The organism is Rhizobium leguminosarum, from assembly GCF_002953715.1.
Taxonomy (GTDB): domain Bacteria; phylum Pseudomonadota; class Alphaproteobacteria; order Rhizobiales; family Rhizobiaceae; genus Rhizobium; species Rhizobium leguminosarum_V.
In genome coordinates, this window is sequence record NZ_CP025012.1 from 361,590 (window position 1) to 383,494 (window position 21,905).

20 protein-coding genes are annotated in these 21,905 nt (G+C 60.0%); 19 read left to right on the top strand and 1 reads right to left on the bottom strand.

Going from position 1 to position 21,905, the window contains the following annotated elements:
- Positions 1–7 precede the first annotated feature (7 nt).
- Positions 8–1,924, bottom strand: a complete 1,917-nt coding sequence (locus CUJ84_RS01845) for a glycosyl transferase (RefSeq protein WP_105004968.1) — start codon at positions 1,922–1,924, stop codon at positions 8–10.
- 445 nt (positions 1,925–2,369) lie between these two features.
- On the opposite strand from CUJ84_RS01845, the gene CUJ84_RS01855 reads away from it, so the two are divergent.
- The 19 genes from CUJ84_RS01855 (at position 2,370) to fliR (ending at position 21,902) form a co-directional block, all read left to right on the top strand.
- Positions 2,370–3,275: a flagellin gene (locus CUJ84_RS01855; RefSeq protein WP_027685981.1), complete on the top strand. Its 906-nt coding sequence runs from the start codon at positions 2,370–2,372 to the stop codon at positions 3,273–3,275.
- 283 nt (positions 3,276–3,558) lie between these two features.
- Positions 3,559–4,467 carry a flagellin gene (locus tag CUJ84_RS01860; RefSeq protein ID WP_027685980.1) on the top strand — a complete coding sequence of 303 codons (909 nt, stop codon included), beginning with the start codon at positions 3,559–3,561 and terminating at the stop codon, positions 4,465–4,467.
- Positions 4,468–4,713: 246 nt separating this feature from the next.
- Positions 4,714–5,625 (top strand): flagellin, encoded by a 912-nt coding sequence (locus CUJ84_RS01865; protein ID WP_027685979.1) that lies wholly within the window; start codon positions 4,714–4,716, stop codon positions 5,623–5,625.
- Positions 5,626–5,925: 300 nt separating this feature from the next.
- Positions 5,926–6,888 (top strand): flagellin, encoded by a 963-nt coding sequence (locus tag CUJ84_RS01870; RefSeq protein WP_105004969.1) that lies wholly within the window; start codon positions 5,926–5,928, stop codon positions 6,886–6,888.
- Positions 6,889–7,091: 203 nt separating this feature from the next.
- On the top strand, positions 7,092–7,721 hold the full coding sequence (locus CUJ84_RS01875) for a hypothetical protein (protein WP_105004970.1): 630 nt from the start codon (positions 7,092–7,094) through the stop codon (positions 7,719–7,721).
- Positions 7,718–9,046, top strand: coding sequence for a MotB family protein (locus tag CUJ84_RS01880; protein ID WP_105004971.1), 1,329 nt, complete (start codon positions 7,718–7,720; stop codon positions 9,044–9,046). Before CUJ84_RS01875 ends, CUJ84_RS01880 begins: the two co-directional genes overlap by 4 nt.
- Positions 9,047–9,050: 4 nt before the next feature.
- Complete coding sequence (motC, locus tag CUJ84_RS01885) at positions 9,051–10,346, top strand: chemotaxis protein MotC (protein WP_105004972.1); 1,296 nt, start codon at positions 9,051–9,053, stop codon at positions 10,344–10,346.
- The gene (locus CUJ84_RS01890) at positions 10,343–11,782 is read left to right on the top strand and encodes a flagellar hook-length control protein FliK (protein WP_105004973.1); all 1,440 of its coding nucleotides are present in this window, start codon (positions 10,343–10,345) and stop codon (positions 11,780–11,782) included. The genes motC and CUJ84_RS01890 overlap by 4 nt, the downstream gene beginning before the upstream one ends.
- Positions 11,730–12,287 carry a lytic transglycosylase domain-containing protein gene (locus CUJ84_RS01895; RefSeq protein WP_020397572.1) on the top strand — a complete coding sequence of 186 codons (558 nt, stop codon included), beginning with the start codon at positions 11,730–11,732 and terminating at the stop codon, positions 12,285–12,287. The genes CUJ84_RS01890 and CUJ84_RS01895 overlap by 53 nt, the downstream gene beginning before the upstream one ends.
- Before the next feature lie 280 nt (positions 12,288–12,567).
- Complete coding sequence (gene rem / locus CUJ84_RS01900) at positions 12,568–13,239, top strand: transcriptional activator Rem (protein ID WP_003545558.1); 672 nt, start codon at positions 12,568–12,570, stop codon at positions 13,237–13,239.
- A gap of 126 nt (positions 13,240–13,365) precedes the next feature.
- On the top strand, positions 13,366–14,670 hold the full coding sequence (locus CUJ84_RS01905) for a flagellar hook protein FlgE (protein WP_105004974.1): 1,305 nt from the start codon (positions 13,366–13,368) through the stop codon (positions 14,668–14,670).
- A gap of 19 nt (positions 14,671–14,689) precedes the next feature.
- Positions 14,690–16,177, top strand: coding sequence for a flagellar hook-associated protein FlgK (gene flgK / locus CUJ84_RS01910; RefSeq protein WP_105004975.1), 1,488 nt, complete (start codon positions 14,690–14,692; stop codon positions 16,175–16,177).
- 3 nt (positions 16,178–16,180) lie between these two features.
- Positions 16,181–17,227 carry a flagellar hook-associated family protein gene (locus tag CUJ84_RS01915; protein WP_105004976.1) on the top strand — a complete coding sequence of 349 codons (1,047 nt, stop codon included), beginning with the start codon at positions 16,181–16,183 and terminating at the stop codon, positions 17,225–17,227.
- Between the two features lie 34 nt (positions 17,228–17,261).
- Positions 17,262–17,609, top strand: coding sequence for a flagellar biosynthesis regulator FlaF (flaF, locus tag CUJ84_RS01920; RefSeq protein WP_003545562.1), 348 nt, complete (start codon positions 17,262–17,264; stop codon positions 17,607–17,609).
- Complete coding sequence (flbT, locus tag CUJ84_RS01925) at positions 17,606–18,055, top strand: flagellar biosynthesis repressor FlbT (RefSeq protein WP_018244830.1); 450 nt, start codon at positions 17,606–17,608, stop codon at positions 18,053–18,055. The genes flaF and flbT overlap by 4 nt, the downstream gene beginning before the upstream one ends.
- Positions 18,046–18,474, top strand: coding sequence for a flagellar hook assembly protein FlgD (gene flgD, locus CUJ84_RS01930; RefSeq protein WP_027685969.1), 429 nt, complete (start codon positions 18,046–18,048; stop codon positions 18,472–18,474). The genes flbT and flgD overlap by 10 nt, the downstream gene beginning before the upstream one ends.
- A gap of 110 nt (positions 18,475–18,584) precedes the next feature.
- Positions 18,585–18,851, top strand: a complete 267-nt coding sequence (fliQ, locus tag CUJ84_RS01935; RefSeq protein ID WP_017967052.1) for a flagellar biosynthesis protein FliQ — start codon at positions 18,585–18,587, stop codon at positions 18,849–18,851.
- A gap of 214 nt (positions 18,852–19,065) precedes the next feature.
- On the top strand, positions 19,066–21,153 hold the full coding sequence (gene flhA, locus CUJ84_RS01940; RefSeq protein ID WP_018445802.1) for a flagellar biosynthesis protein FlhA: 2,088 nt from the start codon (positions 19,066–19,068) through the stop codon (positions 21,151–21,153).
- Positions 21,150–21,902 (top strand): flagellar biosynthetic protein FliR, encoded by a 753-nt coding sequence (gene fliR, locus CUJ84_RS01945; RefSeq protein WP_105004977.1) that lies wholly within the window; start codon positions 21,150–21,152, stop codon positions 21,900–21,902. Before flhA ends, fliR begins: the two co-directional genes overlap by 4 nt.
- Positions 21,903–21,905 lie beyond the last annotated feature (3 nt).

Consider the following 21,905-nt stretch of genomic DNA (forward strand, 5'->3'; position numbering starts at 1 on the left):
GAAAGCCTCACTCGGCCGCGAACGGCGCCGTGCGCGGCGGCAGCGCCGGAATGTCCATGTGATCGGGTGCAAGACCCTGCTTGGCACGCTCGGCCATGATTTCATAGGCCTGCTCCAGATGGACGCAGAACCGTTCGGCATCGAAGAGCGGCGCGATATAGCGCTTCTCCTTGAGATGCGCCTTGTATTCCGCGATCCGTCCGGGATTCTCAGCCAGTTCGACGGCAAGATCCTCATAGGCCTGCAGGTCGGCTGCAACGAGTTCGGGTAGGTCGATGGCCCTGAGCAGGCTCTCGCTGACGCGTGAGGCGAAGTTGGTGCCCTTGACGGTCAGGACCGGCAGACCGCCCCAGAGCTGCTCCGAGGTGGTCGTGTGGCCGTTGACGGGGAAGGTATCGATGCCGATGTCGGCCGCCTGCTGACGGTCGATGTGCTCTTCGTAGGGCGCGCGCGGGCAGAAGATGATCCGCTTGGCGGAGATCCCCGCCGCCTGGAATTGCTTCAAGAGGTTCGCCTGGTTGCGCGGCGTGTTCGCCATCAGCCAGAGCACGCTGTTCGGCGCGCGCTTGAGAATGCGGCACCAGCTTTCGATCGTCTCCGGCGTGATCTTGCGGTTGCCGTTGAAGGACGCGAAGATGAAGGCGTCTTCTGGCAGGCCGAGCTGCTCGCGGGTGACAGGGCGTGGCTTCGGGCGATGCATCGGGTCGTTCGGCTGATAGCTCTCCGGCAGCCGGCAGAATTTCTCGTGGTAAAAGGGCTTGGCCACCTCGGGCAATACCGAATGGTCGCCGATGACGTAGTCGAGGTCGATATTGACCGTGCTGCCGGGGAAACCGAGCCAGCCGACATGCACCGGCGCCAGCGGCAAATTGAAGGCCGACGCGCGGCTGCCCGAAGTATGGCCCTTCAGGTCGACCATGATGTCGATATTATGCTCGCGTACCGCTGCCAACATCCCCTGGTCGGAGAAGCCGTGAACGGTGACGACCCGACCCCAGCGGCTGCGGTCGGTATTGTTGTGCTTGAGGTACTCAGGGCCTGTATGGCAGAAGAGCGTCACCTCGAACCGGTCCTTGTCGTGCAGTTCGAGGATGCGCTGCAAGAGCTTCATCGTCGCGTGGCGATCCCAGAAGTCCGATGACATGTAGCCGATCCGGATCTTGTCCGACCAGCTGTGCGGCTGGTTGCGGCGGAGGGCCACCCGTTCCGGATTGAGAGGCGTGGTGCCGATCGTCGCATACCGGTTGAAATCCTCGTTGCCGCACCAGTGCAGATGATAGAACGGGTTATCCTTGCGCAGGATCTCGAGATCGCCCTTTGCGAGTGAGGCATCGATTACCGCCTGGTGTTTGCTTGCCTCTTCGAACTCATTGAATTCGCGGGCGAAAACCAGATGCAGGAAGCGGAATGCGAGATTGCCTGGAAACCGCTTGAAGAGGTTGCGCGAGAGGCTCTGGTTGGTTGCGTCGTTCAGATCGTCGCTCAGAAGCAGGGCTGCCAGGCGCATATGATCGGGATTGGCACTCTGCGACAGCACCGTCTTGAACGGGCGGATGATATCGCGCTGCTGCCGCTTCAGATAGATCGCGGTGATGATGAAGGCGAGTTCCGGGTCTTCCTGCGCCTTGCTGAGGTTTCGCATGGCGATCAGCAGAGCATCGTCCTCGTTGCCGGTCTCATAGTGCAGCTTGGCCGCCTGTTTCTGGTATTCGTAGGAGTTCGGTCCTTCGCAGTTGCCGGCCAGGCCATAGGCTTTCGCGGCATCGGCCTTGAAGCCGAGCTGCACGAGGTTCTTGGCCAGCAGCGCATAGGTCTTGGCGTCTTGCTGAATATCCATCAGCTGATTGAGCGTTGCCAAGGACTGTGTGTAGCGGCCCATCTGGTAATCCTTGGATGCCGCAGAGAACGAAACTTTGCTGTTCAAAACCCAACTCCGTGAAGGAAATGTTCTGGCGTCGACCGCCGAGGCACGGACAGGCCGTCCTCCGCAAAACGAGCGGATCGGTCCGATGGTGCTATCCCGGCGCCTGCCACCTTGGCATTCGAAGCTTGCTTGAAACCGGTGCGCTTGATGAACCTCTGTTTTCGCGGGGAAACGCCGACTTTTGCCTAGGAAAAACGCTTGGTTTTCAAGGGAATTAGAATGCAAAGGAATATATTCAGCAAGCATTAACTATGCCCTGCGAGGAGCCGGCTGGGGCCCTGTATTTTTAAGGAGTTGGCAAGCATTGGCTGCGAGATTGCCCTGGACATGACGGGTTTGGGCCAAACAAAAAAGGCGCCGAGTAGCATGAAGCTGGTCCGTCATCGCCGGTACTATAGTCCGGTATGTCCTCCTTTTTGTATCTAGTTTTCCAGGGGACAGACTTATGACAAGCATTAACACGAATACTTCCGCGCAGGCCGCTCTCCAGACGCTGCGCAGCGTCAACCAGAACCTCAACAGCACGCAGAACCACGTTTCGTCGGGTTACCGCGTTGAAAAGGCTTCTGACAACGCTGCTTACTGGTCGATCGCAACGACCATGCGCTCGGACAACAAGGCACTTTCCGCCGTTTCCGACGCTCTCGGCATGGGTGCTGCCAAGGTCGACACCGCCTACACGGCCATGGACAGCGCCATCGACGTCGTCGGCGACATCAAGGCGAAGCTCGTTGCCGCCACTGAAAACGGCGTCGACAAGGCCAAGGTCCAGGAAGAAATCAGCCAGCTGCAGGAGCAATTGAAGAGCATCGCTCAGTCGGCTTCCTTCAACGGCGAAAACTGGGTTGCCGGCGCTGACGGTACCAAGAGCGTCGTTTCCTCGTTCGTCCGCGACGGCTCCAACGCCGTTTCGGTTACCACGACCGATTATGTTCTCGACGACGGCTCCGCGGGCAACGTTCTGTTCGGCATGAGCGGCGGCTCGGTCGAAACCTCCACGGGTATCCTCGGCACTTCGAGTGGCGCGACCGGCTCGATCTATGCGATGGACATCACCAACTTCACCGCCGGCCAGATCCAGTCGGCTCTGACCAACGTTGAAGCGGCTCTGAAGTCCATGACCAGCGCCGGCGCCGCTCTCGGTTCGCTCTCCAAGCGCATCGACAACCAGGACGATTTCGTCAACGCTCTCAGCGACTCGATCGACTCCGGCATCGGCCGCCTCGTTGACGCCAACATGGAAGAAGAGTCCTCCAAGCTCAGCGCCCTGCAGACCCAGCAGCAGCTGGCGATCCAGTCGCTGTCGATCGCGAATTCCTCTTCGCAGAACATCCTGTCGCTCTTCCGCTAAGACCGGTCGGTACAAGGTTTCCAGGTTTCGCGGCCGGGTCATTCCCGGCCGCGAAATGTTTTAACATAAGGTTAACGAAAACCTTCCTAAGTATCAGATATTTTTACGCTATTTCCATTTTGAATTTAGCTTTCCTTAACCATCTTCGTGTTTTCTAGGCCCATCGAAACGGCGAGTTAACCTTAACGGATTGGTTAACAGGCATGATGCTGATCGCTGTGGGCCGGACCCAAAATCCGGAATGTCCCTTCTTAAAAATCTGCCAACAAGGGGCAAGCAAACTATGACGAGCATCAACACCAATAACGCTGCAATGGCAGCCCTCCAGACTCTCCGTGGCATCAACCAGGGTCTCCAGGAAACCCAGGCTCACGTTTCGTCCGGCTATCGCGTCGGCAAGGCTTCCGACAACGCTGCTTACTGGTCGATCGCAACGACCATGCGTTCGGACAACAAGGCACTTTCCGCCGTTTCCGACGCTCTCGGCCTCGGCGCCGCCAAGGTTGACACCGCTTACTCCGCCATGGACAGCGCCATCGACGTCGTCGGTGATATCAAGGCCAAGCTGGTTGCCGCCACTGAAAACGGCGTCGATAAGGCCAAGGTCCAGGAAGAAATCAGCCAGCTGCAGCAGCAGCTGATGAGCATCGCTCAGTCGGCTTCCTTCTCCGGTGAAAACTGGGTTGCCGGCGCTGACGGCACCAAGAACGTTGTTGCCTCGTTCGTCCGCGACGGCTCCAACGCCGTTTCGGTCGTGATGACCGACTATATTCTCGACGACAGCTCCACGGGCAACGTTCTGTTCGGCATGAGCGGCGGCTCGGTCGAAACCTCCACGGGCATCCTCGGCAGTTCGAATGGTGCGACCGGTTCTGTCTACGCAATGGACATCACCAACTTCACCCTCGGCGAAATCCAGTCGGCTCTGACCAACGTTGAAGCGGCTCTGAAGTCCATGACCAGCGCCGGCGCTCAGCTCGGTTCGATCTCCAAGCGCATCGAGCTGCAGGAGAATTTCGTGTCCGCTCTCAGCGACTCGATCGACTCCGGTGTTGGCCGTCTCGTGGATGCCAACATGGAAGAAGAGTCCTCCAAGCTCAGCGCCCTGCAGACCCAGCAGCAGCTGGCGGTCCAGTCGCTGTCGATTGCGAACTCCTCTTCGCAGACCATCCTCACGCTGTTCCGCGGCTAATAGCCCTCGGAAATATCGGCCCGCCGGTCTCCGGCGGGCATCTCGGAATCGAGCCGCGCTTCGATGGAGCGCGGCTTTTTTATTTCCGTTAACGGTTGATTAACCATAATGCTGTCTTCTGCGGTCAACGAGACGGCGGGTTAACCAAATTTAAGAACCGGTTAACAGGCATGAGGCTGGTCCCCGTTCCCGGTAGCTTTCCGGAATGTCCCTTTTTTCCATCTGCCAACAAGGGGCAATCATTTCATGACCAGCATTTTGACAAACGTCGCGGCGATGGCCGCTCTTCAGACACTCCGCGGAATCAACGACAGCCTTGAGACGACGCAGAACCACGTATCGTCGGGTTACCGCGTCGAAAAGGCAGCCGATAACGCCGCCTATTGGTCGATCGCAACGACCATGCGTTCGGACAACAAGGCACTTTCCGCCGTTTCCGACGCTCTCGGCCTCGGCGCCGCCAAGGTCGACACCGCTTACTCTGCCATGGACAGCGCCATCGACATCATCAGCGAAATCAAGGCGAAGATCGTTGCCGCGACCGAAAAGGGCGTCGACAAGACCAAGATTCAGGAAGAAATCGGCCAGCTGCAGCAGCAGCTCCTGAGCATCGCGCAATCGGCTTCCTTCTCCGGTGAAAACTGGGTTGCCGGCGCTGACGGCACCAAGAGCGTCGTTTCCACCTTCGTCCGCGACGGTAACGGCAACGTCTCGGTCAAGACAACGGACTACATTCTGAACTCGGCCTCCACGGGCAACGTCCTCTTCGGCATGACCTCGACTGGCACGATCGAGACGAGCTCCGGCATTCTCGGCACATCATCCGGTACGATCGGCTCGATCTACTCGATGGATATCAGCACGTTCGGCTCACCTGAGATCGCCATGGCCCTGACGTCAATCGAGGCCGGCCTGGATGCGATGACCAAGGCTGCATCGCAGCTCGGCTCGATTTCCACGCGCATCGATCTGCAGGAAAACTTCGTCAGCGCGCTCAGCGACTCGATCGACTCGGGCGTCGGCCGCCTCGTCGATGCCGACATGGAAGAGGAATCGAGCAAGCTGACGGCGCTGCAAACGCAGCAGCAGCTGGCCATCCAGTCGCTGTCGATCGCCAACTCCAGCGCTCAGAACATCCTCACGCTGTTCCGCAGCTAAATCTGGCGCTGAAGCTGGACCGAATCTTGCGCCATCGTCTGGCAGCAAACGCAAAGCCTCCCGGACCGCGCCCGAAATGGCGCGGTTCTTTCTTTTATATCAATGCCTTGGTCGGCATTGCGATCGCCGCGCCAGCCTCAGTGCTGCGCTCTTGCCCAACAGGTTGGTATCGAGTTAACTTCGCCTCGAGTTGATTTGCTTTTGCGACACGCCGGTAGAAATTCTGCCGGAGGCATGACGCCACTTCAGTCGCCGCCGGCAATCCGGCCTGCCCTTTCACCCCGATTCCGAGACCTGTCGATGACCGTTAAGATTACCAGCGCGGCCGCGGTGAATGCGCTTGCGGTGCTGCGCAGCATCAACAAAGAAGCCAACCAGACCCAACAGCAGGTGTCCTCGGGATATCGTATCGAGACGGCCGCCGACGATGCGTCCTACTGGTCGGTCGCGACCGTCATGCGTTCGGACAGCACCAATCTCGGAACGATCGGAGATGCGCTCGGTCTCGGCGCTGCCAAGGTGGATGCGACCTACACGGCGATGGACTCGGCGATCGATCTCATCGGCCAGATTCGCGCCAAGCTGGTTTCGGCAAGAGAACCAGGCGCCGACAAGGACAAGATCAACGCCGAGATCAGCGAATACAAGGAACAGTTGCAGACGGTCGTCGAATCGACGTCGTTTGCGGGTGAAAACTGGCTGTTGAACGGCGATGCCGCGGCGCCGCCGACATGGCAGGTGATCTCTGGTTTCGTGCGCGCTCCGACCGGCGAATATCAGGCTCAGACCATCGATTTCCCATCCTCGCAGACCATCCTCATCGACAAGAACAATGCGAGCGGCGGCCTGCTGACCAAGTCGGTCGATGCCAATGCGATCAATAACAGCGGCGCGACGTCGCGGAACTATTATCTGCTGAACGCCAACTCCACCACGCCGGCGACAGGTACGGAAATTGCGATTGGCAAGAACACGACCGATGCACAACTCACCGACATGCTTGACGTCACCGACGCGCTGCTTTCCTCGCTGACGACGTCGGCCGCGTCCATCGGCGTGATGAAGACGCGCATCGACGATCAGATCGACTATACCGCCGATCTGTCCGATTCGATCGACAAGAGCGTCGGTGCGCTCGTCGATACCGACATGGACGAGGCTTCGATCCGGCAGAAGGCGATCGAAACCCAGAAGCAGATGGCCGTCGAAGCGATCTCGATCCTCAACACGGCCGCAAGCAAGATCCTGATCCTGCTGGAATAGGGGCGGGCGCGATCACGGGTGGCGGCGGCGCCATTCATCCTCGCGCAAGTTTGACTTCCTAGTTTCCGGCATGAAGGCATCGTCCGAATCCGTGCCGGCGCAAGGTCAGGCCCTTGCCCGTTTCGAAGGGGATGCCGGCGCACAACGTCACTTTGAGCGGGGGCGGGCATGCTGCATGCCTCCCGAATGCTGGATGGTTTTTTATGAGCATTGCGCTTTCCCGGTATTTGAAGGATTTCGGTGAACCGGAATCGTCAGCGCCGATCCTCGACATGGATGATTTCGGCGGCGACGCTTTCCCCGAAATGCCGAGCGAACCGGCGATCGATATCGAGGCGGAGCGCCGCGAAGCCTATGCGGAAGGTCATGCCGCAGCGACCGCGGAATTGACTGACAAATACGAACTCGAGGCGCGGACGCTGGCGGAGGTCCATGCGCGTGAACTCGAGGAACTGAAGCTGCGTTACGAAGTCGAGGCGGCGGCGGTCATTGCATCCCGCATCCGCGATATTGCCGAAGAGGTCGCTCAGCTGGTCAGCGCCGGCGCTGCCGTCGCCATCGCGCCTGTAATGACCGAAGCGCTTGCCGCCAAGGCTGCCGAAAGCCTCGCCGCCCTGCTGCGCGACGCGATCCTCGAAGGCGCGGCCGGAGCGGTCGTCGTCAGGGGGCCGACCCGGCTTTTCGATATATTGAAGGCCGAGCTCGGCGAACATGCCGGGGCGGTTCGCCACATTGAGACCGACGATATCGATCTTGCCGTCGAAATCGGTGATTCCGTCATCGTCACCCGTATGTCCGCCTGGGCAGCCAGCTTGAAGAAAGTTCTCGAATGAGCGAAGGCGAAAACCACCACCACGGCAAGAACGAGATCATCATCGTCAAGAGGCATGGCGGCGGTGATCACGATGGCGCCCATGGCGGTGCGTGGAAAATTGCCTATGCCGACTTCATGACGGCGATGATGGCGTTCTTCCTGGTCATGTGGCTGGTCAATGCCGCCAACGAGGAGACCAAGGCCTCGGTCGCGACCTATTTCAATCCGATCAAACTCTCCGACGAAAAGCCGACAGAGAAGGGCCTGAAGAAGCCCGTCGACAACGCCGAGGGCGAGGAGAAGCAGGAGAAGTCGAAACAGAAGGAAGAAGATCCGAACGACGGCAAGGCTGCAGCCGATGGTGACGACCAGACATCGACATCAGGCGACCAAACCAATTATTCCGAGGCCGATTTCTTCGAAAATCCGTATTCGGTTCTGGCCGAAATCGCGCAGGAAGTCGGCCAGCAGGCCAATGTCAGCGCCAAGGGCGACGGCGGTGCCGCCGATTCCGGCCCCGCCACCGGCGCCGATGGCGGCGAGGCCTATCGTGATCCCTTCGATCCGGATTTTTGGACGAAACAGGTCGAGGTCACGACGGCCGGCAAGACGCTGCCGCCCGGCAAGAGCGACCAGCAGGCGGCCGAGAGCGAGACAACCGAGATCGCCAAGGTCGAGGATATGAAGCCTATACCGCTGACCACCGATCAGAAGGCCGCCAAGGAAACCAAAGAAACTAAGGAAACCAAGGGCGCGGTCGAAGCCAAGGACGGCAAGGCGCCGGCCGGCAAGTCGCCTGAGGACAAGAAGGCCGAAGCTCAGAAAGACGCCGATCATCAAAAGGATGCGGACAAGAGCGCCGCCGAGACCGAGCAGCAGCAGAAGGAAGCAGAGCAACTGCAGGCACAGATCGCCCAGCAGATCGGCGGCGTTGCCGGCAAGCTCGCCGAAGGTCTGACCGTGACGGCGTCCGAGGGCGGATTGCTGGTCAGCATCTCCGACCAGACCGACGATTCGATGTTCAATATCGGTTCTGCGGTTCCGCGCCAGGAGATGGTGCTCGCCATGGAAAAAATCGGGGCGATCCTGAAGGAGAGGGGTGGTGCGGTCGCCATCCGCGGCCACACGGACGGGCGCCAGTATAAGGGCACGCAGAACGAGAACTGGCGGCTTTCGATGGATCGCGCCCAGAGCGCCTACTACATGCTTGTGCGCGGCGGGCTCGACGAGAAGCGCATCTCGCAGGTCTCTGGCTTCGCCGACCGTCGGCTGAAGCTGCCGTCTGACCCGTTCAACGCGACCAACCGCCGGATCGAGATTCTGGTGCAGGCGGATCAAGGATAGTCCAATGGCGCGTCGGCAGCATCGCTACTTCGGATTTGTGGCTCTTGGCCTGGCGATGTTTTCGCCGGCCGCAGGCAACGCACAGGATCCGGATGATCTCGCGCCGTACAAGATGCTGCGGTCGCTGCAATTCGTGCAGGATTCCGTCGTCAGCGGCGATCATTCGGCCGGCGAGATGCAGCGCTTCATGCTGGGCACGATCGACGAGCGGTTGCGCACGGTCGATCCTTCGACGTTCGACGACGACCGCAATGTCGACGCAGCGCTGATCTACGCGATGAGCGGCGGCAATCCCCAGACACTCGAATATCTGATCGCCCACGACGTCAACGGCTATTTCGACAACCGCGTCACGGATGTGCTGCGCAAATATCTGAGCGGCAAGGGGCTGCTCGTCGCCAAGACGCTGGAGGAAACGGCCAGGGAATATCGCGACAAGAAGATCGGCCCCTATCTTGCGTTGATCGGCGGCAACGTGTTGATCGCGACCAAACCGACAGACGCGCTGGATCTCTACGACCAGGCGCGGCTTGCAGCACCCGGTACGATCGTCGAGGAGGCGGCATTGCGCCGCTCCGTTGCCATCTGCGTCGACAAGGGAATGCTCGACAAGGGAATGGCCTATTCGCAGCGTTATGTCAGACGCTTCCTGCATTCGCCCTATGCCAGCCAGTTCGCCGATCTTTTCGTCACGCTCGTCGTCGGCCACGATCACGACGTAAAACCGCAGGACGTCGTCGACATCCTCTCCTTCATGGACGCTCCGCGCCAGCGCGAGGTCTATCTGCGCATCGCCCGCGCCGCCGCGATATCAGGCAAGCCGGAGCTGGCGCGCATGGCGGTCGGACGTGTGCAGTCGCTTGGCGCCGGCACCGACAATGCCTTCGGCTCGCTCGCGGATTTCTATGGCGGCATGGCCGGCCTTCCCACAGAGGATATCGACCGGGCGGCGAAGAATGTCAGCGGCATCGACGGTAACACACTTTCGCCGCGGGATCAGGCACTGCAGGAGGCGGCGCGATCCGTTGCCGAGCAGATCCTGCGTGCTCCCGACCCGGCAAGCCTGACGCAAGCCTCCAATCCTAACACTGATCATCAAGAAATCACTTCTGAAAAGGCTGTGGCAATAGCCACGCAATCGGGAGCGCCAGGCGCGCTTCCCGAGCCTGTTCCGGGAGGTGTGGCATCGACTGGCCAGGGCCAGGATACCGACCCCTCATTCAACGCATTTGTGACGACCAATCGATCCAAGCTCGACGAGATCGACGGTCTTCTGGCGCAGGAAGGCAACGAACAATGATGGATATGAGCGTCTCGGGCGGAGCCCCCGGTGCGGAGTCCGCCGCGATTGCGAAATCTGCGCGACCGGCCGGAAAAGACGATGCCGCCGGCCAAAAGAACGGCTTCTCCGATGCGCTGGCCAAGGCAAGCAACGGTACCGCCAATGACGAGGCCGACGACGCGCAGCCGGATCAGGGCGTGGTTGTCGATGCCGGCGCCGACAAAGTGGCGCAGACGATCCGCGGCCGCAGCGCAAAGCCATTGATCGATCTTAGCGACGCCGCGCTGAAGGCGCAGGCTGATGTTCAGCCGGAAACGATCGTCAGTGTCGAAAAGGCCGCAGCAAAACCAGCAAAGGCTGAAGTCAAAATGCCGGCCGGTCTCGCCTTGGGCAAGCTCGATCCGAAGGACCGTTCCGCAGATGAGGTCGCTCCGACCGCCAAGGGTGTCAAGCACGCCAAGGGCGACGCATTGGAAACCGATACGGACAAGACCAGCGATGACGATGACGGCGGCATTTCGGATGTTCTCGGCTTGCTGAAGCAGGAACCTGCCGACGGTGCAGTGACTTTGCCGGCGGCGGCAGCCGCGCATCACGTGTCCGCCAAGGCCGACGAGGCTGGAACCAGCGACAAGAAACTCGACGGTATCGACGCCAAGATGGGCGGCCATGCGTCCGACGCCCTGGCGGCGGTCAGCAGCAACATCGAGAGCGGCAAGGCGGATGACATCAAGGTTCCCGGAGCGGAGAATGCCGAAGCCACCGATGGCAAGACATTCAGGATCAGCCGCGCCGACGGCCGCGGCGTGTCGATGGATGTCCACATCGGCACCGATCAGGCCGGAGCGAAGGATGGCTCGAAGAAAGCCGATGTCGAAAACGTTTCGGTGCTCGAATCGCGCCGCTATATCGGCCTGATGCAGAATTCGAATTCCGCCGCCGTGACCGCTGCTCTCTCCGGCGATTCCGAATGGGCGCGCGCCATGGAGCCGAGCTCGGCGCTCTCCAACGCAGCCGAATGGACGAGCACCGGCAAGGTGGTCAATACGCTGAAGATCCAGATGAACCCGCTCGACCTCGGTCTGGTGACGGCGACCATGCGCCTGTCCGGCGACGCCCTGAACGTCGATCTCAAGGTCGAGACCGGGGCGGCTTACCGTCAAATGAAGGAAGATCACGGCAAGATTCTCGAAGCTCTGCGCAGCCAGGGTTACGCGGTCGAAAACGTCACCATCAGCATGGCGCCGGTCGAGCGTCCCGACGCCGGCAACCAGGCGGGCAGCCAGGCCTCCCAGCAGCAGTCGCTCCCTCAGCAGGGGCGGGGCGGCGAGGCGCGCGAGCGCCACAATCAGACGGCACAGCGGACGGACGGAGGCTTCAATGGCGCGGGTGAGACTGGTATTGAAGACGCTCGTGCTGGCAGCAGCAGCGGCACTGGCGGCGTTTACCTCTGAGGCATCAGCCTCTACCGGCGCCTGCGAGCGCGAGATCCAGTCGGCAGCGGCCAAATACGGTATCCCGGAAGGCATCCTCTATTCGGTCGGTCTGACGGAGACCGGCCGCAAGGGCTCGCTCTATCCCTATGCCATGAACGTCGAAGGCAAAGCGATCTTTCCGCCCTCGGAGCAGGACGCGATGAGGCAGTTCGATGTCGCCCGCAACAGCGGCGCGAAGCTCATCGACATCGGCTGCATGCAGATCAACCACTACTTTCACGGCGAGAATTTCCGCTCCGCCGAGGAGATGTTCGATCCGCATCGCAACGTGGAGTATGCTGCGAAATTCCTCCGCAACCTGCATGACCGTCATGAGACGTGGACAATGGCGGTAGCCAGATACCATGCCGGACCCAACAACAATCCGGCACAGAAGCAATATGTCTGCCGCGTCATCGCCAATCTGGTCGCCACCGGCTACGGCAAGTGGACTCCCAATGCGAGTAACTTTTGTCAAAATTGATTCAACCAAAGATGGAAGAGGCGTATTGTGACGAAACTGTGTCACAATATGGCAGGAATCCGGCATGAATCCCGTGCGCAAGCCATATTTAACCGACCGTTAACTTTTCCACGAAATTTTGGTGTGCGTAATCAGGCATACCCACTAGATATAGATCAAATCGCTACCCAGATCTTAATCAATTATTAGTTTCTGCCATTAACTTTAACGAGTTGTCGCCGATTCGTGCGATTCGTACCCATAGATCATCGAAGTGCCACACTGATTCGGAGGCGGACGAATGATCGTAGTGGTTGATGAGCGTGAGCTCGTGAAAGATGGATACACATCTCTGTTCGGGCGTGAGGGCATTCCCTCCACCGGCTTTGATCCAGCGGAATTCGGCGAGTGGGTACAGACCGCCGCCGATTCCGATATAGCTGCAGTCGAGGCCTTTCTGATCGGTCAGGGCCAGCGCAACTTCGAACTGCCCCGGGCGATCCGGGATCGGTCGATGGCGCCGGTGATTGCGGTCAGCGACCAGCACTCGCTCGAAAACACCCTTGCGCTGTTCGATTGCGGCGTCGACGACGTGGTGCGCAAACCGGTGCACCCCCGCGAGATCCTCGCAAGGGCGGCTGCGATCCGGCGCCGGCTGAAGGCGATCACCAATTACACCGAGATCGGCGGGATCCGCGTCTTCTCGGATGGCCGTGACCCCGAGATCAACGGCGAAGTCTTCGCGCTTCCCCGGCGCGAGCGCCGCATCCTCGAATATTTGATCGCCAATCGCGGTCGCCGGGTCACCAAGACCCAGATCTTCAACGCCATCTACGGCATCTTCGATGAAGAGGTCGAGGAGAACGTCGTCGAAAGCCACATCTCGAAGCTGCGCAAGAAGCTGCGCAAAAAGCTCGGCGTCGACCCGGTCGATTCCAAGCGCTTCCTTGGCTACTGCATTGATTGGGCCTGATTTTCTCGGCCGGGCGGCGGCGCCCGGCTGAACCTCAAAGTTGGCCTCGCAACTCGCCATGACAGACAGCTTCACGCAAGGCCCGACAAATACTCTCGTGCATAACAGGTAGAACGAGGTTTTCAGATGAGCATTTTCGGCAGCATGAAGACGGCAGTATCGGGGATGAACGCGCAGGCCAACCGCCTCAGCACCGTCGCCGACAACATCGCCAACGTTAACACCACCGGCTACAAGTCAGTCTCGACGAGCTTCTCGTCGCTGGTTCTGCCTTCCTCGGGCGGCAATTACAATTCCGGCGGCGTTCAGTCCTCGGTCCGCCAGTCTGTCTCCGACCAGGGCGATATTTCCTACACCACCTCGAGCACTGACCTTGCGATCTCGGGCGACGGCTTCTTCATCGTCCAGGGAGCGGATGGCACGCCGGTTCTGACCCGCGCCGGCGACTTCCAGAAAGACGACGAAGGTAACCTCGTCAACGCCGCCGGCTTCATGCTGATGGGCTACTCCTACGACTCCGGCTCTCCTGCTGTTGTCGTCAACGGCTTCGATGGCCTCGTTCCCGTCAATGTCAACCAGGAAGGGCTGACCGCCATCGCCTCGACATCCGGGGTCTTCAAGGGCAATCTCGATTCCGGCGCCAATGTCGTTGCGGCCGCTGCGACGCGGCCGAGCGCCAACCCCGCCACGCCGACAGCCGACACCAAGAAGTTCTCGATGGTCGCCTACGACACTCTCGGCAACAAGGTGATGTACGACTTCTACTTCACCAAGACATCGGTCGCGGCAGCGCCGCCGCCGGTACCTCCCGCCGTTAACAGCAGCTGGGAGGTTTCGATCTACCGCAACGCCGATGCGGCGGTAGGCGGCACGACTTCCTTCCCCTACACAACCGCCGGCGGCGATGTCGGCTTGGGAACGCTCAACTTCGACGCCAACGGCAAGATGGTCTCGGGCGGCGCCGTCAACATCGTCGATCCGGTGACCGGCCAGACGATCAACATGGATCTCACCGGCTTCACCCAACTTGGCGCCGATTTTGCCGGCACCGGTACGCCGAACGGCCAGGCCGCAAGCCCGGTCAAGGACGTCACGATCGATGGCGACGGCATCGTCTACGCCAAGTACGAGGATGGCACGAACAAGCCCCTCTACCGTATCCCACTCGCCAACGTCGCGAGCCCCGACAAGCTGACGCTGCAGAGCGGCAACGTCTACAGCGCCAACGGTCAGTCCGGCGTCACCGTTACCGGCTTCCCGCAGACCAACGGTCTCGGCACGATCAAGTCAGGCGCCCTCGAAGGCTCGAACGTCGACCTCGCCGGTGAACTGACCGAGATGATCGAATCGCAGCGCAGCTATACCGCCAATTCCAAGGTCTTCCAGACGGGGTCCGACATTATGGACGTCCTCGTCAACCTCAAGAGATAAGCAAGGTACCGGGTAAGCCATGTCGCTCACATCCGCACTTAATACCGCACAGAGCATATTCAACAATACCGGCACGCAAAGCAGTGTCGTATCGAACAATATCTCGAATGCGGGCAACAAAGATTACGTGCGCCGGCAGGCGATGCTTACCACGTCCTTGAATGGCGCGCAGGTCGTCAAGATAGACCGGGCGCAGGAAGATGCCCTGCTGCGCCAATATCTGAAGACATCCTCTCAGGACAGCGCCCAGCAGGCGTTGCTCGGCGGTCTCGAGGACCTGAAGTCGATCGTGGGTGGCAACGACTACGAAACGTCGCCATCTACCTATCTCGGCGTTTTCCAGCAGAAGCTTCAGGCCTTCCGCACGGCGCCGGGCAGCACCGTCGCCGCCCAGGGCGCCATCACCGCCGCCCAGGATGTCGCCAACTCGCTGAACAATGCCTCGCAATCCGTTCAGGACGTCCGCGCCACAGCCGACAAGCAGATCGCCACCGACGTCGATAAGCTGAATTCGCTTCTCAGCGACTTCGAGAAGGCCAACAATGCGGTGAAGACCGCCACGGCCTCGGGTGCGGATGCATCCGGCGCCCTTGACGAGCGAGAGAAGGCTCTCAAGCAGATTTCGCAGATCGTCGGCGTCAACGCAACGACGCGCGACAATAACGACATGGTGCTGAGCACGTCTGACGGGACGATCCTCTTCGAGACGGTCCCGCGCACCGTGACGTTCAAGTCTCAGGATATCTATACCGCCACCACTGTCGGCAATTCGGTCTATGTCGACGGTGTGGCACTTCCGCGTGGCAGCGGGTCGACGACGACGGCGCAGGGAAGCCTCCAGTCGCTTCTCCAGGTCCGCGACGAGATCGCCCCGAATTTCCAGAAGCAGCTCGACGAAGTCGCCCGCGGCCTGGTCTCGCTCTTCAAGGAGCAGAACACGGCAGCCGGCCCGGCCTATGTGCCCGGCCTCTTCACCTGGAGCGGCGGCACGGTCGATACCGGCGGCACCGCGGTTGCCGGCATGGCGTCGACCATCACCGTCAGCAGCCGCGTCATTACCTCGCAGGGCGGCGATCCGATGCGCCTGCGCGATGGCGGTGTCAACGCCAACGGCGTCGTCAACAATCCTACCCACCTCAGCGGCTATACGACGGACCTCGATCGTCTCTATACCGCCTTGGGCTCCGACATCGATTTCGATCCGGCGGCGGGACCGGCGGTCGGCTTCGACGCCACGACCGGCATCGATTCGAACGTCAGCATCATGGAATACGCCACGAATTCCCTCGGCTGGCTGGAGCAGTACCGCAGCAACGCCACGACGGCGGCGGAGAACACCTCGGCGGCGTTGTCGCGTTCCGACGAAGCCTATTCCAACGAGACCGGCGTCAACCTCGACGAGGAGCTGACGCTGCTCCTCGACATAGAGCAGTCCTACAAGGCGGCGACCAAGATCCTGAACGCCGTTGACGAAATGTTGAAGTCATTGCTGGATATTGCGAGTTAAGCCATGAAGAGCTCATTTATTTCAAGTTCGGCCATTCAGAACGCGATGCGGTTGACGATCCGTCAGGCGCAGAACCAGATGACGAAGGCGACGATGGAAGCGACGACGGGAGTCTATGCCGATATCGGTGTCTCGCTCGGCGGCAACGCCGCCAGGAGCGTGGACTTCAGCCGCGAGGTCGACAGGATAGACTCGATCAAATCAAGCAATTCGCTTGTCACCGCGCGCATGGAATCCTCGCAGCTCGGCCTTTCCAAGATGAAGGACGTCGGCGACGGCCTCGTTTCGAAGCTGACGGCGCTCCAGGGCAGCCACGATCCCGGCAGCATCACCGTCGCCATCCAGTCCGCCACCAGCGCCCTGTCCACCATGATGGACACGGCCAATACCATGGTGAACGGCGAATATCTGTTCTCGGGCATCAACACCGACGTGCAGCCGCTGACCGACAAGACGACCGCGACGAGCGCAGCCATTGTCACGCAGTTGAACACCTATGCAACGGGCCTCGGCAAGCCGGTCAGTGCTCTGACCGGCGCCGAAATGAGCACTTTCATCACCACGACGGTGGAGCCGATGTTCAACCAGGCCAACTGGACCAATGCGACGACCGGCTGGTCGCAGGCATCGAGCCAGAACATGACGAGCCGCATCAGCAACTCGGAAGTGATCGAATCCTCGACCAACGCCAATTCCGAGGGCATGCGTTACTTCGCGCTCGCCTCGGTGATGACCTCAGCGCTGTTGGGCCAGAACCTCAGCAGCGATGCGATGAGCACGGTGTCCAAGCAGGCGATCAGCTATACGACGAAGGCGACCAGTGGCCTCGTGACGCAGGCAAGCCAGCTCGGCCTTTCCCAGGAGCGCGTCAAGAAGTCCAACGACGCACTCGACGCCCAGTCGAACATCATCAAGAACAAGCTCGTCGATCTCCAGGGTGTCGATCCTTACGAAGCCTCGACCCTCGTCAAGACTTTGGAAACGCAGCTTGAAACCGCCTACACGATCGTCTCGAAGATCCAGCAGTTGAGTCTTGTAAACTACCTTTGATGAGCAAAGGCGCGCAATAAAGAAGGATGCATGAATGTATCAGTTCTCATATGCCGAAGTCATGCAGGACTCGGTGGCAGACGCGAAAGAGCGGGAATGGCAGGTTCTTGACCGATCCATAGACCTTCTGTCGTTGGCGCGCGAAAAGGAAAAGTACGGCCGCGAAGCCATTGAAGCCCTGTTTTATACACGCCGGGTGTGGATCAGCTTCATCGAGGATCTGAAACATCCCGACAACCAGCTGGAGATCGAGCTCAGGGCCAACCTCATCTCGATCGCGATCTGGATACTCAAGGAATGCGACAGGATCAGAAAACGTCAGTCTAATAACTACCAGGGCATCATCGACGTTACCACCATCATCAGGGATGGACTTAAATGAAAAGTACACTTCGCATTTCTCTGAAAGCCGGAGAAAGAATCTTCATCAACGGCGCCGTCCTGCGCGTCGACCGCAAGGTCGCGCTGGAATTCCTGAATGATGTGACGTTCCTTCTCGAAAACCACGTCCTCCAGCCGGAGGGCGCCACCACGCCCCTGCGCCAGCTCTATTTCATCGCGCAGATGATCCTCATCAATCCCGAGGGCAAGGACCATTCGACGGCGATGTTCCGCAAGTCGATTACCATGCTGCTCTCCTGCTTCAAGAACGAGGAGATCCTCGCCGAACTGAAGCGCATTGATGCGCTCGTCTCGACGGGCCGCGCCTTCGATGCGTTGAAGGCGATCCGTGGCCTCTACACGATCGAAGACAGTATCCTCAACAACCACGAAATGCCGCCGACAATGGTCGAGCAGATTCGCAGGGAGATTGCACCATGGCGGTAGATGCCACATCGAGCGTGAGCACGACGAGCACTTCGAGCTCGACGAACTCGGCCCAGCAGAAGGCGACGCTGAATTACGACAACTTCCTTCAGCTGCTCATCGCGCAGATGAAGAACCAGGATCCGACCGATCCGGTCGACGCCAGCGAGCAGATGTCGCAGCTGGCGAGCTTCTCGCAGGTCGAACAGACGATCCAGACCAACACCAAGCTGGACACGCTGCTCGCAAGCTCGAGCCTCACCCAGGCCAGCAGCTACGTCGGCAAATACATGGAAAGCGCCGACGGCAAGGTCAAAGGCACCATCGAATCCGTCAAGGTTTATTCCGACGGAATCATAGCGACGACCACGGATGGCGGTAATATACTCGTGCAGGCGGGAATCACTGTTGCCGACAAGGCTCCTAGCAGCGATACCTGATACGACAACGCCGTGCGCCTTAGCTGCGCCGATGCGTCGAGTAGTGATACCAACCAATGGCGGTCCGGCCGCAGCGGGGCTGCTTCAAGGCGATATGAGGTTGCCTTCGGATGAATGAAGCTGATGCATTGGATCTGTTCCAGGCGGCGATCTGGACCGTCCTGATTGCCGCGGGTCCCGCCGTCATCGTTGCGATGGCAGTGGGTCTCATCATTGCCTTGATCCAGGCGCTGACCCAGGTGCAGGAAGCGACGCTGACCTTCGTGCCGAAGATCGTCGCGGTGCTGATCACGGTCGGTGTCACCGCACCTTTCGCCGGCTCGCAGATCTCCATTTTCACCAATCTGGTCTTCTCGCGCATCCAGTCCGGCTTCTAGAGCAATTCCAGCAAAAGTGCACAGCGGCTTTGCCAGGCAAAGCGCGAAGCTTTTTGCCGGGGATTGCGTAGAAACAAAAGGTTAGAGCGGTTCGACGCTTCCATGAAAAGCTGAACCGCTCTGAGCCACCTTCGCGCAAGCTTCGCCATTTAACTCTCGATCCGAATTGGGCGGGCCGCATGTCCGCCTCCTCTCATGAAGAGACGGAATCGTCATGGCGCAACCACCTGCACTCCCCCTTCCAAAAGTCGCCCCGAGCCTGCGCGATGTCGGTTTTGCCCTTGGCATCATCGGCATCATCTGCATTCTCTTCCTGCCGATCCCGCCGTTCCTGATCGATATGGGACTGGCCTTCTCGATCGCCTTCTCGGTGCTGATCCTGATGGTCTCGCTGTGGATCCAGAAACCGCTCGATTTCTCGTCTTTCCCGACCATCCTGCTGATCGCGACGATGACCCGGCTGGCGCTGAACATCGCGACGACACGCGTCATCCTGTCCCACGGTAACGAAGGCCATGAAGCAGCGGGCGGCGTCATCGCCGGTTTCGCAAGCCTGGTGATGTCCGGCGACTTCGTCATCGGTCTGATCGTCTTCCTGATCCTCATCACCATCAACTTCATCGTCATCACCAAGGGCGCCACGCGTATCGCCGAAGTCGGCGCGCGTTTCACCCTGGATGCCATCCCCGGCAAGCAGATGTCGATCGACGCCGACCTCTCGGCCGGCATCATTGACGAAAAGGAAGCCCAGCGCCGGCGCAAGGAACTCGAGGAGGAAAGCTCCTTCTTCGGTGCGATGGACGGTGCGTCGAAGTTCGTGCGCGGCGATGCCGTCGCCGGCCTCATCATCACCTGCATCAACGTCTTCGGCGGCATCATCATCGGCTACTTCCGCCACGGCATGCCGATCGGCGAAGCGGCCGACGTCTTCGTCAAGCTCTCCGTCGGCGACGGCCTCGTCTCGCAGATGCCGGCCCTCATCGTTTCGCTCGCCGCCGGCCTCCTCGTCTCTCGCGGCGGCACCGTCGGCTCCACCGACCAGGCGGTCGTCAACCAGTTGAGCGGGTATCCCCGTGCGCTTTCCGTCTCGGCCGTGCTGATGTTCGTCCTGGCCCTGATGCCGGGCCTGCCGTTTGTCCCCTTCGTGGTCCTCGGCGGTCTTCTCGCCTTCGGTGCCTGGTTCATCCCGCGCCAGGTCGAAGCTGAAAACAAGCTTCGCCGCGAGCAGGAAGAAAAGAAGGTCGTCCAGAACAAGGAGCTGGAAAAGGATTCGGTCAAGTCGGTGCTGCGCACCTCGGAGATCGAGCTCGCACTCGGCAAGATGGTCTCGACGCGCCTGCTCGGCGCCCACCAGGAGCTCGCCTTCCGTGTCGGCAAGATGCGCAAGAAGTTCGCCACGCAATACGGTTTCGTCGTGCCCGAGATCAAGGTGACCGACGATATCGCCATCGCCGAGAAGTCCTATCAGATCCGCATCCACGGCACGACGGTCGCCTCCAACCTGCTGCGCGTCGGCGAAGTCCTCGTCGTGACCGGCGCCGGCCGCCGGCCGAGTATTCCCGGCGACGAAATCCGTGAACCCGCTTTCGGTATGCCTGCCGTCTCGATCCTCGAAAACTTCGCCGACGATCTGAAACGCGAGGGCTTCCAACCGATCGACAACGTCTCCGTCGTGCTGACCCATATGAGCGAGGTCATCCGCAACAACCTGCCGCAGCTTCTGTCCTACAAGGACGTGAAGGTGCTGATCGACCGGCTCGATCCCGAATACAAGAAGCTTGCCGACGAGATCTGCTCGTCGCACATGTCCTATTCGGGCCTGCAGGCGGTGCTCAAGCTGCTGCTTGCCGAACGCGTCTCGATCCGCAACCTGCACCTCATTCTCGAAGCGGTGGCCGAGCTCGCCCCGCATGTCAGGAAGACCGAGCAGATCGTCGAGCACGTCCGCATCCGCATGGCCCAGCAGCTCTGCGGCGACCTCGCCGACAACGGCGTGCTGCGTGTGCTGCGGCTGGGCAGCAAATGGGATCTCGCTTTCCACCAGGCGCTGAAGCGCGACGCCAAGGGCGAGGTGATCGAATTCGACATCGATCCGCGCAGCCTGGAAGAGTTCAGCGAGCAGGCCACCAAAGTTATCCGTGAGTTCATGGATCGCGGCCTGCCATTCGCCCTTGTCACGTCGCCGGAAACACGCTCCTATGTGCGCATGATCATCGAACGGCTGTTCGCCACGCTCCCGGTCCTGTCGCATGTCGAACTGGCCAAGGGCATCGAGATAAAGATTTTGGGCTCTATTTCATGATAACAGACCCGCAAGGGACCGTTCTCGCGCTGTTTCTGGTTTTCTGCCGGATCGGTGGCTGTGTGCTGGCTCTTCCGGGTTTTTCCTCGGCGCGCGTACCCGACCAGCTGCGCGTCTTCATCGCCGGCGCGCTCTCGATCGCCGTCATGCCGCTGCTCTGGGACACTGTCTACCCGGCCGTCCACACAAGTTCGGGAACCTATATCGGCCTGATCTTCAGCGAATCGCTGATCGGCGTGATGTACGGCATGCTGGCGAGGATCTACACGATCGGCATGCAGTTCGCCGCGACGATCATCGCGATGATGGTCGGCTACACCCAGCCGGGTTCGGCCGACATCCTCGAAGACACGCCGGAGACCAGCCTTTCCGGCTTCATTACCTTTGCCGGCATCATGATTCTCTTCATCATGGATTTCCATCACATCGTCTTCCGCGCGTTGATCGATTCCTACACGACCATGCCCTTCGGCGGCCTGATGCAGATGCGCGCGACGCTGATCTCCTTTACCGACACGCTGGAACAGACCACCTACATCATGCTGCGGCTGTCGAGCCCGTTTCTGATCTACGGCATGATCTTCAACGTCTCGATCGGCTTCATCAACAAGCTGGCGCCGCAGATCCCCGTTTACTTCATCTCCACGCCCTATCTGTTGATGGGCGGGCTCTTCCTGATCTATTTCTCGATTGCAGCGATGGTCAGCCAGTTCGGCCAGTCCTTCGGCTCGATCTATATCGGGCGGTGAGGC

Excerpts from the sequence above, each read along its gene's own strand:
- CUJ84_RS01855 (WP_027685981.1), top strand. The coding sequence starts at position 2,370 with ATGACAAGCATTAACACGAATACTTCCGCGCAGGCCGCTCTCCAGACG.
- CUJ84_RS01860 (WP_027685980.1), top strand. The coding sequence starts at position 3,559 with ATGACGAGCATCAACACCAATAACGCTGCAATGGCAGCCCTCCAGACT.
- CUJ84_RS01865 (WP_027685979.1), top strand. The coding sequence starts at position 4,714 with ATGACCAGCATTTTGACAAACGTCGCGGCGATGGCCGCTCTTCAGACA.
- CUJ84_RS01870 (WP_105004969.1), top strand. The coding sequence starts at position 5,926 with ATGACCGTTAAGATTACCAGCGCGGCCGCGGTGAATGCGCTTGCGGTG.
- CUJ84_RS01875 (WP_105004970.1), top strand. The coding sequence starts at position 7,092 with ATGAGCATTGCGCTTTCCCGGTATTTGAAGGATTTCGGTGAACCGGAA.
- CUJ84_RS01880 (WP_105004971.1), top strand. The coding sequence starts at position 7,718 with ATGAGCGAAGGCGAAAACCACCACCACGGCAAGAACGAGATCATCATC.
- motC (WP_105004972.1), top strand. The coding sequence starts at position 9,051 with ATGGCGCGTCGGCAGCATCGCTACTTCGGATTTGTGGCTCTTGGCCTG.
- CUJ84_RS01890 (WP_105004973.1), top strand. The coding sequence starts at position 10,343 with ATGATGGATATGAGCGTCTCGGGCGGAGCCCCCGGTGCGGAGTCCGCC.
- rem (WP_003545558.1), top strand. The coding sequence starts at position 12,568 with ATGATCGTAGTGGTTGATGAGCGTGAGCTCGTGAAAGATGGATACACA.
- CUJ84_RS01905 (WP_105004974.1), top strand. The coding sequence starts at position 13,366 with ATGAGCATTTTCGGCAGCATGAAGACGGCAGTATCGGGGATGAACGCG.
- flgK (WP_105004975.1), top strand. The coding sequence starts at position 14,690 with ATGTCGCTCACATCCGCACTTAATACCGCACAGAGCATATTCAACAAT.
- CUJ84_RS01915 (WP_105004976.1), top strand. The coding sequence starts at position 16,181 with ATGAAGAGCTCATTTATTTCAAGTTCGGCCATTCAGAACGCGATGCGG.
- flaF (WP_003545562.1), top strand. The coding sequence starts at position 17,262 with ATGTATCAGTTCTCATATGCCGAAGTCATGCAGGACTCGGTGGCAGAC.
- flbT (WP_018244830.1), top strand. The coding sequence starts at position 17,606 with ATGAAAAGTACACTTCGCATTTCTCTGAAAGCCGGAGAAAGAATCTTC.
- flgD (WP_027685969.1), top strand. The coding sequence starts at position 18,046 with ATGGCGGTAGATGCCACATCGAGCGTGAGCACGACGAGCACTTCGAGC.
- fliQ (WP_017967052.1), top strand. The coding sequence starts at position 18,585 with ATGAATGAAGCTGATGCATTGGATCTGTTCCAGGCGGCGATCTGGACC.
- flhA (WP_018445802.1), top strand. The coding sequence starts at position 19,066 with ATGGCGCAACCACCTGCACTCCCCCTTCCAAAAGTCGCCCCGAGCCTG.
- fliR (WP_105004977.1), top strand. The coding sequence starts at position 21,150 with ATGATAACAGACCCGCAAGGGACCGTTCTCGCGCTGTTTCTGGTTTTC.